Annotated in this window: 13 protein-coding genes; 8 read left to right on the top strand and 5 right to left on the bottom strand. The window is 70.7% G+C overall.

All coding sequences use genetic code 11. From position 1 onward, the window contains the following. Positions 1-1,079 (bottom strand): choice-of-anchor A family protein (locus M4J07_RS25170; protein ID WP_255975280.1); only part of this gene is annotated, 1,079 nt, incomplete at its 3' end. Between the two features lie 125 nt (positions 1,080-1,204). Between M4J07_RS25170 and xseA the strand changes: the two genes are divergently transcribed. The 3 genes from xseA (at position 1,205) to M4J07_RS25155 (ending at position 3,465) form a co-directional block, all read left to right on the top strand. Beyond that, positions 1,205-2,452, top strand: coding sequence for an exodeoxyribonuclease VII large subunit (gene xseA, locus M4J07_RS25165; RefSeq protein ID WP_255975279.1), 1,248 nt, complete (start codon positions 1,205-1,207; stop codon positions 2,450-2,452). Positions 2,453-2,466: 14 nt separating this feature from the next. Next, on the top strand, positions 2,467-2,730 hold the full coding sequence (locus M4J07_RS25160; protein ID WP_255975278.1) for an exodeoxyribonuclease VII small subunit: 264 nt from the start codon (positions 2,467-2,469) through the stop codon (positions 2,728-2,730). 144 nt (positions 2,731-2,874) lie between these two features. Beyond that, complete coding sequence (locus tag M4J07_RS25155; RefSeq protein WP_255975277.1) at positions 2,875-3,465, top strand: malonic semialdehyde reductase; 591 nt, start codon at positions 2,875-2,877, stop codon at positions 3,463-3,465. Positions 3,466-3,667: 202 nt separating this feature from the next. Here the strand turns inward: M4J07_RS25155 and M4J07_RS25150 are convergent, their stop codons facing one another. Beyond that, a complete protein-coding gene (locus tag M4J07_RS25150) occupies positions 3,668-4,204 on the bottom strand; it encodes a DUF4245 domain-containing protein (protein WP_255975276.1) in 537 nt (178 codons plus the stop codon). Between the two features lie 248 nt (positions 4,205-4,452). Between M4J07_RS25150 and glpX the strand changes: the two genes are divergently transcribed. Then, positions 4,453-5,490, top strand: coding sequence for a class II fructose-bisphosphatase (glpX, locus tag M4J07_RS25145; protein WP_255975275.1), 1,038 nt, complete (start codon positions 4,453-4,455; stop codon positions 5,488-5,490). Between the two features lie 87 nt (positions 5,491-5,577). Here the strand turns inward: glpX and M4J07_RS25140 are convergent, their stop codons facing one another. Together M4J07_RS25140 and M4J07_RS25135 are read right to left on the bottom strand one after the other, a co-directional pair. Beyond that, positions 5,578-5,946 carry a WhiB family transcriptional regulator gene (locus M4J07_RS25140; protein ID WP_255975274.1) on the bottom strand — a complete coding sequence of 123 codons (369 nt, stop codon included), beginning with the start codon at positions 5,944-5,946 and terminating at the stop codon, positions 5,578-5,580. A gap of 148 nt (positions 5,947-6,094) precedes the next feature. Next, positions 6,095-6,778, bottom strand: coding sequence for a DUF1707 SHOCT-like domain-containing protein (locus M4J07_RS25135; RefSeq protein WP_255975273.1), 684 nt, complete (start codon positions 6,776-6,778; stop codon positions 6,095-6,097). A 154-nt stretch (positions 6,779-6,932) separates the two neighbouring features. Here M4J07_RS25135 and M4J07_RS25130 point away from each other — a divergent pair, with 154 nt between their 5' ends. Continuing rightward, entirely contained in the window at positions 6,933-8,603 is a 1,671-nt protein-coding gene (locus tag M4J07_RS25130; RefSeq protein ID WP_255975272.1) for a fumarate hydratase, read from the top strand. Between the two features lie 20 nt (positions 8,604-8,623). Here the strand turns inward: M4J07_RS25130 and M4J07_RS25125 are convergent, their stop codons facing one another. After that, complete coding sequence (locus M4J07_RS25125) at positions 8,624-8,998, bottom strand: VOC family protein (protein WP_255975271.1); 375 nt, start codon at positions 8,996-8,998, stop codon at positions 8,624-8,626. A 94-nt stretch (positions 8,999-9,092) separates the two neighbouring features. Here M4J07_RS25125 and M4J07_RS25120 point away from each other — a divergent pair, with 94 nt between their 5' ends. The 3 genes from M4J07_RS25120 to M4J07_RS25110 all read left to right on the top strand — a co-directional run bounded on the left by M4J07_RS25120 (position 9,093) and on the right by M4J07_RS25110 (position 12,061). Continuing rightward, entirely contained in the window at positions 9,093-10,502 is a 1,410-nt protein-coding gene (locus M4J07_RS25120) for a class II fumarate hydratase (protein WP_255975270.1), read from the top strand. A 73-nt stretch (positions 10,503-10,575) separates the two neighbouring features. Next, the gene (fomD, locus tag M4J07_RS25115; RefSeq protein ID WP_255975269.1) at positions 10,576-11,247 is read left to right on the top strand and encodes a cytidylyl-2-hydroxypropylphosphonate hydrolase; all 672 of its coding nucleotides are present in this window, start codon (positions 10,576-10,578) and stop codon (positions 11,245-11,247) included. A gap of 115 nt (positions 11,248-11,362) precedes the next feature. Further along, positions 11,363-12,061: a class I SAM-dependent DNA methyltransferase gene (locus tag M4J07_RS25110; RefSeq protein ID WP_255975268.1), complete on the top strand. Its 699-nt coding sequence runs from the start codon at positions 11,363-11,365 to the stop codon at positions 12,059-12,061. Positions 12,062-12,097: the final 36 nt, after the last annotated feature.

Here is a 12,097-nt window from a genome sequence, read left to right as displayed (position 1 = left end):
AGGTCCGCCGCGAACGGGAAGTAGTGGATCTCCCCCGCGTTCACGTCCGTGTGCCCGTCCGCCGCGAGCGGCCCGGCGACCAGGGACTTCACGATGACGTCGCCCTCGATGTTCGACGCGTCGAGGTCGGTGACGTCGGCCCGTGGGGCGTAGAGGGTCCCCTCGATCGTGTCGCCGTCGGCGATGGTGATGGTCGTGGCGTCGGGGAAGTTCCAGAGCATGTAGGGCGCGGCGGCGCCGCCCGCTCCGGCGAGCGTGGGCGTGTGCCAGGTGTAGTCGCCGCCCTCCGCCGTGGTGTCCACGTCGATCAGCAGCGGTGTCGACGCGGTGGGCGGGTTCGTGAACGTCAGGTTGGCGATGTTGTTGAGGTTGGCGCCGGTGATGTGCAGGACGTTGGTGACGCCCTCGGTGAGCGTGATCCTGACGTTGGCCCCGGCGGGCACGCTGTCCTGGTCGGGCAGGGGCACGCCGTTGCCGTCGCGCAGGACGACGTTGTTCGCGCAGCCGTCCATCGTGGTGGAGCGATCGCGGTAGGTCGTGAACAGGGCCGGGAAGTCCATCAGGCCGGACTGGCCGACCGACGCGGCGGGCTCGGTGGTGGTGAGTTCGAGGCGCGGCGTCGCGTCGTAGGCGGATCCCGTGGTGTCGACGTGGGTGTTGGCGGCGGCGCCGTTCTGGTCCTGATTGAGCACCTGCCCGCCGGTCATGTCGCCGATCTTCACGTACGAGTTCCGCAGCACGCGCAGGACGCCGGAGGGGCTGCTGCCCGCGTAGTCGACGCGGCCGCCGACCAGGAGCGAGGTGGGCTGCGCGTCACCGGGGGCGGTGTAGCTGCCGGTGTGGTTGAGGGCGACGTTGTAGCCGTCGCCGAAGCGGAGGTCGCCGCCGACGGCCACGGGGCCCTCGGACTCGGTGCTGCCCAGTGTGGCGTCCTCCTCGGTGACCACGCCGAAGCCGTTGTTGCCCGCGACGGGGTTGCCGATCGCGGCGGGCGCCCGGGCGCCCGCGATGCCGGGCACGAGCAGGGTGAGGGCCGCCGCGCAGGCGGTGCCCGCGGCCAGCTCGGTCGTTCTCGTCATGCGCTTCATACAAGGACGCTAAAAACCCTGGTCCCGCCCCCGATCTCACCACACCGCACCTCCACCGAGGACAACCCGATAGTCGTATGCGCGGCACTGTCGGTCCCGGCCGCTACGCTCGCGGCATGGCTGCCAACACGTCCCCCGACACCCCGCTCCCCGTGGGCGAGGTCTCCCGGCTCATCGGCGGATGGATCGACCGGCTCGGCGCCGTGTGGGTCGAGGGGCAGATCACGCAGTTGTCCCGCAGACCCGGCGCCGGCGTCGTGTTCCTGACGCTGCGCGACCCGTCGTACGACATCTCGGTCTCGGTCACCTGCTACCGCCAGGTGTTCGACGCGGTGGCGGACGTCGTCCGGGAGGGTTCCCGCGTCGTCGTGCACGCGAAGCCGGAGTGGTACGCGCCGCGCGGCCAGCTCTCGCTGCGGGCCGCCGAGATCCGGCCGGTCGGCGTGGGCGAACTCCTCGCGCGCCTGGAGCAGTTGAAGAAGTCGCTGGCCGCTGAGGGCCTGTTCGCCGCCGACCGCAAGAAGCCGCTGCCCTTCCTGCCGCAGCTCATCGGCCTGGTCTGCGGCCGCGCCTCGGCCGCCGAGCGGGACGTCCTGGAGAACGCGCGGCACCGGTGGCCCGCCGTCCGCTTCGAGGTGCGCAACGTACCGGTGCAGGGCGTGCACGCCGTGCCGCAGGTCGTCCAGGCGGTCAAGGAGCTGGACGCGATGGACGAGGTCGACGTGATCGTCGTGGCGCGCGGCGGCGGCAGCGTGGAGGACCTGCTGCCGTTCTCCGACGAGCAGCTGGTGCGGGCGGTGGCCGCCTGCCGTACGCCGGTCGTCTCCGCGATCGGACACGAGCCGGACAATCCGCTGCTCGACCACGTCGCCGACCTGCGGGCCTCCACCCCGACCGACGCCGCGAAGAAGGTGGTGCCGGACGTCGGGGAGGAGTACGAGCGGGTGCGGTGGCTGCGCGACCGGGCCCGGCGCAGCGTGGAGGCGTTCATCGACCGGGAGGAGCGGGGGCTGGCCGCCGCGCTCGCCCGCCCGTCGATAGAGGATCCGCACCGCATGGTCGACGAGCGCGAGCAGCAGGTCGCCGCGCTGACCGAGCGCAGCCGGCGCACCCTCGGCCATCTGCTGGACCGCGCCGACTCGGAGCTGACGCACACGCACGCGCGCGTGGTCGCCCTCTCCCCCGCGGCCACGCTCAAGCGCGGGTACGCGGTGCTGCAGAAGGCGGACGGGCACGTGGTGCGCGACCCGGCGGACCTGGCGCCGGGCGAGCGGTTGCGGGCGCGGGTCGCCGAGGGCCGGTTCACCGTAGAAGTCTCAGAAACGGACGTCGCCGAAGCGGACGTCACCGAAGCAGAAGCGTGAGGACGGACAGCAGCATGACCACGAAGACGGCCGACGAGGCCCTCGGTTACGAGCAGGCGCGGGACGAACTGATCGATGTCGTCCGGCGGCTGGAGACCGGCGGCACGTCGCTGGAGGAGTCGCTCGCGCTGTGGGAGCGCGGCGAGGAGCTGGCGAAGGTGTGCCGCCGCTGGCTGGACGGCGCCCGCGCCCGCCTGGACGCGGCGCTCGCCCAGGACGGGGCGGACGGCGCCGACGAGGGCGACGCGGGCGGTGCGGGGGACGCCGACGAGGAGTAGGCGGCGCCCGGCGAGGGCCTGTGAACAGGGTCACGAGGGGTTTTGTTGAAAGTTGAACCTCATGGGCGTAGTGTCGTGGACAACGGCTGATCCGGACGGATCGGATCACCACGGCCGTCACGTTCGTCCCGAAAAGGTTGATCGATGTCCCTCGTGCTTGACCCCGCCGCCCAGGACCTGCTCTTCCGTGAGGCCCGCACCGCGAACACCTTCACCGACGAGCCGGTGACCGACGAGCAGGTGCAGGCGATCTACGACCTGGTCAAGTACGGTCCCACCGCCTTCAACCAGTCGCCGCTGCGCATCACCCTGGTCCGCTCCGCCGAGGCCCGCGAGCGCCTCGTGCAGCACATGGCCGAGGGCAACCAGCCGAAGACCGCCGCCGCCCCGCTGGTCGCGATCCTCTCCGCGGACAACGAGTTCCACGAGGAGCTCCCGCAGCTCTTCCCGCACTTCCCGGCCGCCAAGGACGCCTTCTTCTCGGAGCGCCCGGTCCGCGAGGGTGCCGCCGCGCTGAACGCGACGCTGCAGGCCGCCTACTTCATCATCGGCGTGCGCGCCGCCGGCCTGGCCGCCGGCCCGATGACCGGCCTCGACTTCGCCGGCGTCCAGAAGGAGTTCCTGGACGACGACCACACCCCGCTGATGGTCATCAACATCGGCAAGCCGGGCGAGGACGCCTGGTTCCCGCGCAGCCCGCGCCTCGAGCTCGACCAGGTCATCACCACGGTCTGAGCCACCCGCACCACGGGCACACCGGACCCCCGGCCACACCGGCCGGGGGTCCGGGGGTTACCCCCGGGAGAAAGCAGTCCGCGCAGCCCGCGCCTGGAGCTCGACCAGGTCATCACCACGGTCTGAGCCAGTTCCACCGCAGCGCATACGTGAAGGGCCCCGGCATCATGCCGGGGCCCTTCACGTATGCCGGGAGGGAGACCTACGCGGCCTCGCCCTTCTTCATCCGCAGCGACTGCGCCATCTTCGTCAGCCCGTCGAAGTCGGCGGTGCCGGTGACGACGGTCGTGGACCCGTTCCCCTTCAGTACCAGGGCGTCGTACTTCTCGCCCTTGTACCGCTGCCAGGTCTCGCCGCCGATCCGCTGCGTGCGGCTCGTCTCCTCGGCGCCCTGACTGGCGTCGTCGATGAACCGGGACGGCTTGTCGGTCGACTGCTCGACCGCCACGTACTGGCCGTCGGGGTCGAGGAAGCCGAGGTGCCACGCCTCGTTCGCCTCGCCCCGGTAGCGCACGGAGGTCGGCTTCCAGGACTTCGCGAGGCCCTCGGGGGCGGCCACCGGGTACGAGGCCGCGCGGCGGGCCGTCAGCAGCTCGATCGTGTAGTCGACGCGCTTGACCGTCGGCTCCTTGGAGTCGTCGTGCGGGACGAACACGTAGATCACGCCCGCCGCCACGACGCAGACACCCAGGGACAGAACGAGACTGCCCACCGTCTTCTTGCCTTTGCTTGCTGCCACGCGCCCATCGTCGCAGGTCGCCGGATGATCTCTGCCAGGAGGTCCGGAAAGGGAACAACCTGTCATGAACGGGACCGCTCATCCGTGGGGCAGTCTGCTCAGATTGTCGGACTGGCGATAGAGTCCTCCCATACCCACCCTCATCCGCCCGCCCGTAGCCCACCACCGCCCTTCCAACGAAGCCCTTCGGGCGCCCCTCCTTATTTGTCGTATCCCGGTGGAACGCCGGAACAGAAAGGTGCGTCTCGATGACCGAGCATCATCACCAGCTGCCGTCCGAACTCGTGGTTCCCTCCGAGGCCCCCGACCGCAACCTCGCCCTTGAGCTCGTCCGGGTCACCGAAGCCGCGGCCATGGCCGCCGGCCGCTGGGTCGGCCGCGGCGACAAGAACGGCGCGGACGGCGCGGCCGTCCGCGCCATGCGCGCCCTCGTCTCGACCGTGTCGATGAACGGTGTCGTCGTCATCGGCGAGGGCGAGAAGGACGAGGCCCCGATGCTCTTCAACGGGGAGCGGGTCGGGGACGGGACGGGCGCCGAGTGCGACATCGCCGTCGACCCGATCGACGGCACGACGCTGTGCGCCAAGGGCATGCCGAACGCGATCGCGGTGCTCGCCGCCGCCGACCGCGGCACCATGTTCGACCCGTCGGCCGTCTTCTACATGGACAAGCTGGTCGCCGGCCCCGAGGCCGCCGACTACGTGGACATCAACGCGCCGGTGTCGGTGAACATCCGCCGGGTCGCGAAGGCGAAGAAGGCCGCCCCCGAGGACGTCACGGTCGTCATCCTCGACCGGCCGCGCCACGAGGGCATCATCAAGGAGGTCCGGGAGACCGGCGCCCGCATCAAGCTGATCTCCGACGGCGACGTCGCGGGCTCGGTCCTGGCGGTCCGCGAGGACTCCGGCGTCGACCTGCTGCTCGGCATCGGCGGCACCCCCGAGGGCATCATCTCGGCCTGCGCGATCAAGTGCCTGGGCGGTGTCATCCAGGGCAAGCTGTGGCCCAAGGACGACGAGGAGCGCCGGCGGGCCCTCGACGCCGGCCACGACCTGGACCGGGTGCTCTCCACGAACGACCTGGTCTCCGGGGAGAACGTGTTCTTCGTCGCCACCGGCATCACCGACGGCGAGCTGCTCCGCGGCGTGCGCTACCGCCCCGAGACGGCGGTCACGTCGTCCCTGGTGATGCGCTCCAAGTCGGGCACGATCCGGCAGATCGACTCGGAGCACCGGCTGAGCAAGCTGCGTGCGTACAGCGCGATCGACTTCGACCGCGCCAAGTGATCCGGCGCGCCGCGTAGCCCTTCCGGTACGCGGTCGGGGGCGCCCCTCGTGCGGAGGGGCGCCCCCGACTGCGTCCGGTGCGGGAACCTATCCGGCGGCGGCCACCGCCCGCGCCGCCTTCTTCAGCTCGACCTCGCGGCGCCTGCGGCGCGCCAGCACGACCCGGCGCTCGGCGGCGGTCAGGCCGCCCCACACCCCGTACGGCTCCGGCTGGAGCAGCGCGTGCTCGCGGCACTCGACCATCACGGGGCAGCGGGCACAGACCCGCTTGGCGGCCGCCTCGCGGGCGAGGCGCGCGGCGGTCGGCTCCTTGGAGGGGGCGAAGAAGAGTCCGGCCTCATCACGCCTGCACACGGCCTCCGTGTGCCACGGCGCGTCCTGATCCCTGTCCCCTACTGGCACCCGCTGCTGCGGAACGGCGGCTACCTGCAGGGACTGATGCGGCGGGTGCAGCACGGTCTACTCCTGACGACGGCTTACGACGGCTTTCGCGAGCGAGAGACGATGCAGCAAGCTCTACCCGCTGTGTCGACGCCTATGCACTGAGTTCCGAAGCACGGAAGTTCCCGGGCGCATACGGGAGTTCGGCCGCGGAGCGCGCCGTTCAGCCGAGGTGCTTGCGCAGGTGCTTGTGGAGGTCGCGGATGATCCGGCCGCGCTTGGGCTTCGCCTCGATGTTGCCGAGGACGGCGACGCCGTCGACGTAGACGACGGGGGCCTCGGGCTCCGTCGCGTCCAGCGTGTCCACCTCGAAGTTGCCGAGGACGCCGCCGCCGCTGCCGCGCAGCGAGATGTTCTCGGGGACCCTGATCTCGACGTTGCCGAAGACGGAGACCGCCTTGATGTAGACCTGCGGGTACTCGAAGATCGCCTCGCTGAGATCGATCTCCACGTTGCCGAACACGGCGTACGCGTGCGTGCGGCGGCCCACGCGCCAGCGGCCCTTGCGGGTCGTGGAGCTGAACACCGCCACCAGGTTCTCGCCGGGCAGCGGCGGGATGGTGCCGGGCGCCGGCTGGTTCGGCGGCGGGCCCTGAGCGACCGTCGGGCGAGCGCCGTGCGCGCCGGGCAGGTCCCTGACCAGCGGCTCCAGCTCACCCACGGTCTTGGCGCGGTACACCCCGTCGATCCGCTCGGCGTGCTCCTCCGCGTCCAGCCGGCCCTCGGCGAGCGCCTCGCGCAGGATGTCCGCGACCCGGTCGCGGTCGGCGTCGGACGCGCGCAGCTCGGCGGGGTCCGCGGCGGGGGCGCTGGGCGCGGGCTGCTGGGTGCGCTTTTGAAGGTCCACGACAGCAGCGTACCGAAACGCGATAGATCGCGACAGGCCCCCGGGCGGCGAACTGAGCCTTACCTCACAGGCCCCGCCCCTTCGCCAGGTTCTACGCTGGTTGGCGCTGCCAACGGATGCCAGCAAGCTGTCTGTCGAGTGAGGAATGGGCGAGATGCCTGAGTTCGCGTACACCGATCTGCTCCCCCAGGGCGAGGACACCACCCCGTACCGCCTGGTGACCTCGGAGGGTGTCTCCACCGCCGAGGGGCCGGACGGGCGTACGTTCCTGAAGGTCGAGCCGGAGGCGCTGCGCAAGCTCGCCGAAGAGGCGATCCACGACATCCAGCACTACCTGCGCCCGGCCCACCTCGCGCAGCTGCGCCGCATCGTCGACGACCCCGAGGCGTCGAACAACGACAAGTTCGTCGCGCTCGACCTGCTGAAGAACGCGAACATCGCCGCGGCCGGCGTGCTCCCGATGTGCCAGGACACCGGCACCGCGATCGTCATGGGCAAGCGCGGGCAGAACGTCCTCACCGAAGGTGAGGACGAGAAGGCGCTCTCCAAGGGCATCTACGACGCGTACAAGAACCTGAACCTGCGCTACTCGCAGATGGCCCCGCTGACCATGTGGGACGAGAAGAACACCGGCTCGAACCTGCCCGCGCAGATCGAGCTGTACGCGACCGACGGTGGCGCCTACAAGTTCCTCTTCATGGCCAAGGGCGGCGGCTCGGCCAACAAGTCGTTCCTCTACCAGGAGACGAAGGCCGTCCTGAACGAGGCCTCCATGATGAAGTTCCTGGAGGAGAAGATCCGTTCGCTGGGCACGGCCGCGTGCCCGCCGTACCACCTGGCGATCGTCGTCGGCGGCACGTCCGCCGAGTACGCGCTGAAGACCGCGAAGTACGCGTCCGCGCACTACCTGGACGAGATTCCGAGCGAGGGTTCCGAGCTCGGGCACGGCTTCCGGGACAAGGAGCTGGAGGACAAGGTCTTCGAGCTGACGCAGAAGATCGGCATCGGCGCGCAGTTCGGCGGCAAGTACTTCTGCCACGACGTGCGCGTGGTGCGCCTGCCGCGGCACGGCGCGTCCTGCCCGGTCGCCATCGCCGTGTCCTGCTCGGCCGACCGCCAGGCCGTCGCGAAGATCACCGCCGACGGCGTCTTCCTGGAGCAGCTGGAGACGGACCCGGCGCGCTTCCTGCCGGAGACGACGGAGGAGCATCTGGAGGAGGGCGATGTCGTGAACATCGACCTGAACCAGCCGATGGACGCGATCCTCGCCGAGCTCACCCGCTACCCGGTGAAGACCCGCCTCTCGCTCTCCGGCCCGCTCGTCGTCGCCCGCGACATCGCGCACGCCAAGATCAAGGAGCGGCTCGACGCGGGTGAGGAGATGCCGCAGTACCTGAAGGACCACCCGGTGTACTACGCCGGTCCGGCCAAGACCCCCGAGGGCTACGCGTCCGGTTCCTTCGGCCCGACGACGGCCGGCCGCATGGACTCCTACGTGGAGCAGTTCCAGGCCGCGGGCGGCTCCAAGGTGATGCTCGCCAAGGGCAACCGCAGCAAGCAGGTCACCGACGCGTGCGACGCGCACGGCGGCTTCTACCTCGGCTCCATCGGCGGCCCGGCCGCCCGCCTCGCGCAGGACTGCATCAAGAAGGTCGAGGTCGTCGAGTACGAGGAGCTCGGCATGGAGGCCGTCTGGAAGATCGAGGTCGAGGACTTCCCCGCGTTCATCGTCGTCGACGACAAGGGCAACGACTTCTTCCAGAACCCGGCGCCCGAGCCGACCTTCTCGCACATCCCGGTGCGCCAGGGCTCGCAGCTCTCCTAGGCACCTGGCCGGGCTCCCGGCTAGGCACCCGGCAGGAACAGGCAGAACGGATGGCCGTGCGGGTCGCGCAGGACCCGCACGTCCTTCTGCGGCTGGTGCGCCTCCAGGGTCGCCCCCAGCGCGCGGGCCCGCTCCGTCTCGGCCTCCAGGTCGTCGACCTGGAGGTCGAGGTGCGCCTGCATCTGCTGGCTGCCGGGGCGCTGCGGCCAGACCGGTGGCGTGTGATCACCCTCCAGCTGGAAGCTGAGGCCGGGGCGCTCGCGCGCGGGGTCCCGCAGCCGCACCCACTCGGGGTCGCGGTCGACCTCCTCCCAGCCCAGCAGGGCGCGGTAGAAGTCGGCCAGGGCCGGCGGGTCGGGCGTGCCGAGGACAAAGCCTCCGAGCGTCGTCGTCATCCTCCACGCGTTCCCGCGACACCCGCCCGTGACACCGGCGGAATACCCGTCGGGTGCGCGACGCTGGCACGGACAGAGCCACGAGGAGGCAATGGTGAGCACGGCGAGCGGCGACGGGTTCCGGATCGAGCACGACTCCATGGGCGAGGTGCGGGTGCCCGCGGACGCCAAGTGGCGGGCGCAGACGCAGCGCGCCGTGGAGAACTTCCCGGTGTCCGGGCAGCGCCTGGAGCGCGCGCACATCGAGGCGCTGGCCCGGATCAAGGGCGCCGCGGCGAAGGTGAACGCGGAGCTCGGGGTGCTCGACAAGGACGTCGCCGAGGCGATCGTCGCGGCGTCCGCCGAGGTCGCCGACGGCCGCTGGGACGACGAGTTCCCGGTGGACGTCTTCCAGACGGGCTCCGGCACGTCGTCGAACATGAACACCAACGAGGTCCTGGCCACGCTCGCCACCGAGCGGCTGAGCGGGACCGGCCTGACGGTCCACCCGAACGACCACGTGAACGCCTCGCAGTCGTCGAACGACGTGTTCCCGTCCTCGATCCACATCGCGGCCACGGCCGCGGTCACCCACGACCTGATCCCGGCCCTCGACCACCTCGCCGAGGCCTTGGAGCGCAAGGCCGCCGAGTTCGCGGACGTCGTGAAGTCGGGCCGTACGCACCTGATGGACGCGACGCCGGTGACGCTCGGCCAGGAGTTCGGCGGCTACGCGGCGCAGGTCCGCTACGGCGTCGAGCGGCTCACCGCCTCCCTGCCGCGGCTCGCCGAACTGCCCCTGGGCGGCACAGCCGTCGGCACCGGGATCAACACGCCGCCCGGGTTCTCGGCCGCCGTCATCGCCGAGGTGGCACGGGCCACCGGGCTGCCGCTGACCGAGGCGCGCGACCACTTCGAGGCGCAGGGCGCGCGCGACGGGATCGTGGAGACGAGCGGGCAGCTGCGCACCGTCGCGGTCGGCCTGACGAAGATCGCCAACGATCTGCGCTGGGCGGCCTCCGGCCCGCGCACCGGGCTCGCCGAGATCAACCTGCCTGACCTGCAGCCCGGTTCGTCCATCATGCCGGGCAAGGTGAATCCGGTCATTCCCGAGGCGACGCTGATGGTGGCCGCGCAGGTGATCGGCAATGACGCGACGGTGGCCACGGCGGGCGCCGCGGGCAACTTCGAGCTGAACGTGATGCTCCCGGTGATCGCGAAGAACGTGCTGGAGTCGATCCGGCTCCTCGCCAACGTCTCCCGGCTCCTCGCCGACCGCACCGTCGACGGCATCACCGCCAACCGCGAGCGGGCCCGCGAGTACGCCGAGTCCTCCCCTTCCGTGGTCACGCCGCTCAACAAGTACATCGGTTACGAGGAGGCCGCGAAGGTGGCCAAGAAGTCACTGGCGGAGCGCAGGACGATCCGTGAGGTGGTCCTCGACGGCGGATACGTGGAGCGCGGCGACCTCACCGTCGAGCAACTCGACGAGGCGCTCGATGTCCTGCGGATGACCCGTCCGTAACGGCTGGTGGCCGGATGACGTATTCGTGGTCCACACCGCAGCGGCCTATGCCGTTGGCACCTAATATCTGTCCATGACAGACGACGACCGCAGTGGCGAGGGGCGCTGGACGCCCGGGGAGCGGATCCTGTGGCGCTACCGCGCCAACGCGGGGGACGGCTTTCACATCTGCCGTCCGGTCACCGTCGTCCAGGACACCGACGAGCAGCTCGCCGTATGGATGGCGCCGGGCACCGAGTGCGTGAAACCGGTCATCGCCGACGGCACCCCGGTGCACCACGAGCCGCTGGCCACCCGCTACACGAAGCCGCGCGCGCTGCGCCACGAGAGCTGGTTCGGCGCGGGCGTGCTCAAGCTGGCGCGGCCCGGCGAGCCCTGGTCGGTGTGGCTGTTCTGGGAGCCGGACTGGCGGTTCCGCAACTGGTACGTGAACCTGGAGCAGCCGCGGGTGCGGTGGGCCGGCGGCATCGACTCCGAGGACCACTTCCTCGACCTGTCCGTGTATCCGGACGGCAGCTGGCGCTGGCACGACGAGGACGAGTTCGCGCAGGCGCAGGCCGTGGGCCTGATGGGCGCCGCGCAGGCCGCCGAGGTACGGGCCGCGGGGGCCCGCGCGATCGAGGTGATCGAGAGCTGGGGCCACCCGTTCTCGGACGGCTGGGAGCGCTGGCGGCCCGATCCCGCGTGGCCGGTCCCGGCGCTTCCCGCGGACTGGGACCGTACGCCCGCGCACGTGTCCTCATGAGACCCTTGATGCGCCCCCGGGGAGAAAACGTAGGATCAACCTCCGCAAGAGCTCAGCGCAGCGAATGTGAGGAGTTCGCGCAGCAACTGAAGGCGCACGCAGCGAGTCTGACACGATGTCAACGAGGTCATCGAGGGGCGGCGGGACCGTGAACGTGGGTGGAGCGGACAGGGTGGACCGGTCGGGGCAGGCCGCCGCGTTCGACGCGATCGGCGGACGCTACGACGAAGCGTTCCCGCACAAGGACGGCCAACTGGCCGCCGTGGAGCGGATGCTGGCGCGTCTCGAACCGGGCTCGCGGGTACTCGACGTGGGCTGCGGCACCGGTGTGCCGACGGCCCGGCAGCTCGTCGACGCGGGCCACTCGGTGGTCGGCGTGGACCTGTCGGCGGGCATGCTGGAGCTGGCCCGCAAGCAGGTGCCCGAGGCCGAGTTCCGACAGGCCGACCTGATGGACCTGACGGCCCAAGGGCCGGACGGCGTTGGCGAGTTCGACGCCGTCACCTGTTTCTTCACGCTGCTCATGCTGCAGCGCGACGAGATCCCCGGCGCCCTGCGGCTGCTGCGCTCGCTGCTGCGCCCCGATGGCTGGTTGACGCTGTCCATGGTCGAGGCCGACCTGGACGACGCCGAGATTCCGTTCCTGGGACACACGATCCGGGTATCGGGTTTCCTGCGGGACGAATTGCACCAGGTAGTGCGCGATACGGGCTTCGAGATCACCGGGGAGGAGACGTACGCGTACGCTCCCGCGAGCACCGACGCCCCACCCGAGCACCAGCTGTTCCTCAACTGCCGGCGCACTGGCCAGTGACGCGGCGCGCAGCCCCGGACGGACGGATTCGACACG

Origin of the sequence: Streptomyces longispororuber (genome assembly GCF_024448165.1) — a bacterium.
In the GTDB taxonomy this organism is placed as follows: Bacteria; Actinomycetota; Actinomycetes; order Streptomycetales; family Streptomycetaceae; genus Streptomyces; species Streptomyces longispororuber_A.
Note: the sequence above shows the minus strand (reverse complement) of the source record. Positions and strands in the feature narration are given on the sequence as shown.

Bases quoted from the DNA above. Each gene is read 5' to 3' on its own strand.
- xseA (WP_255975279.1), top strand. From the start codon at position 1,205: ATGGCTGCCAACACGTCCCCCGACACCCCGCTCCCCGTGGGCGAGGTC.
- M4J07_RS25160 (WP_255975278.1), top strand. From the start codon at position 2,467: ATGACCACGAAGACGGCCGACGAGGCCCTCGGTTACGAGCAGGCGCGG.
- M4J07_RS25155 (WP_255975277.1), top strand. From the start codon at position 2,875: ATGTCCCTCGTGCTTGACCCCGCCGCCCAGGACCTGCTCTTCCGTGAG.
- glpX (WP_255975275.1), top strand. From the start codon at position 4,453: ATGACCGAGCATCATCACCAGCTGCCGTCCGAACTCGTGGTTCCCTCC.
- M4J07_RS25130 (WP_255975272.1), top strand. From the start codon at position 6,933: ATGCCTGAGTTCGCGTACACCGATCTGCTCCCCCAGGGCGAGGACACC.
- M4J07_RS25125 (WP_255975271.1), bottom strand. From the start codon at position 8,998: ATGACGACGACGCTCGGAGGCTTTGTCCTCGGCACGCCCGACCCGCCG.
- fomD (WP_255975269.1), top strand. From the start codon at position 10,576: ATGACAGACGACGACCGCAGTGGCGAGGGGCGCTGGACGCCCGGGGAG.
- M4J07_RS25110 (WP_255975268.1), top strand. From the start codon at position 11,363: ATGTCAACGAGGTCATCGAGGGGCGGCGGGACCGTGAACGTGGGTGGA.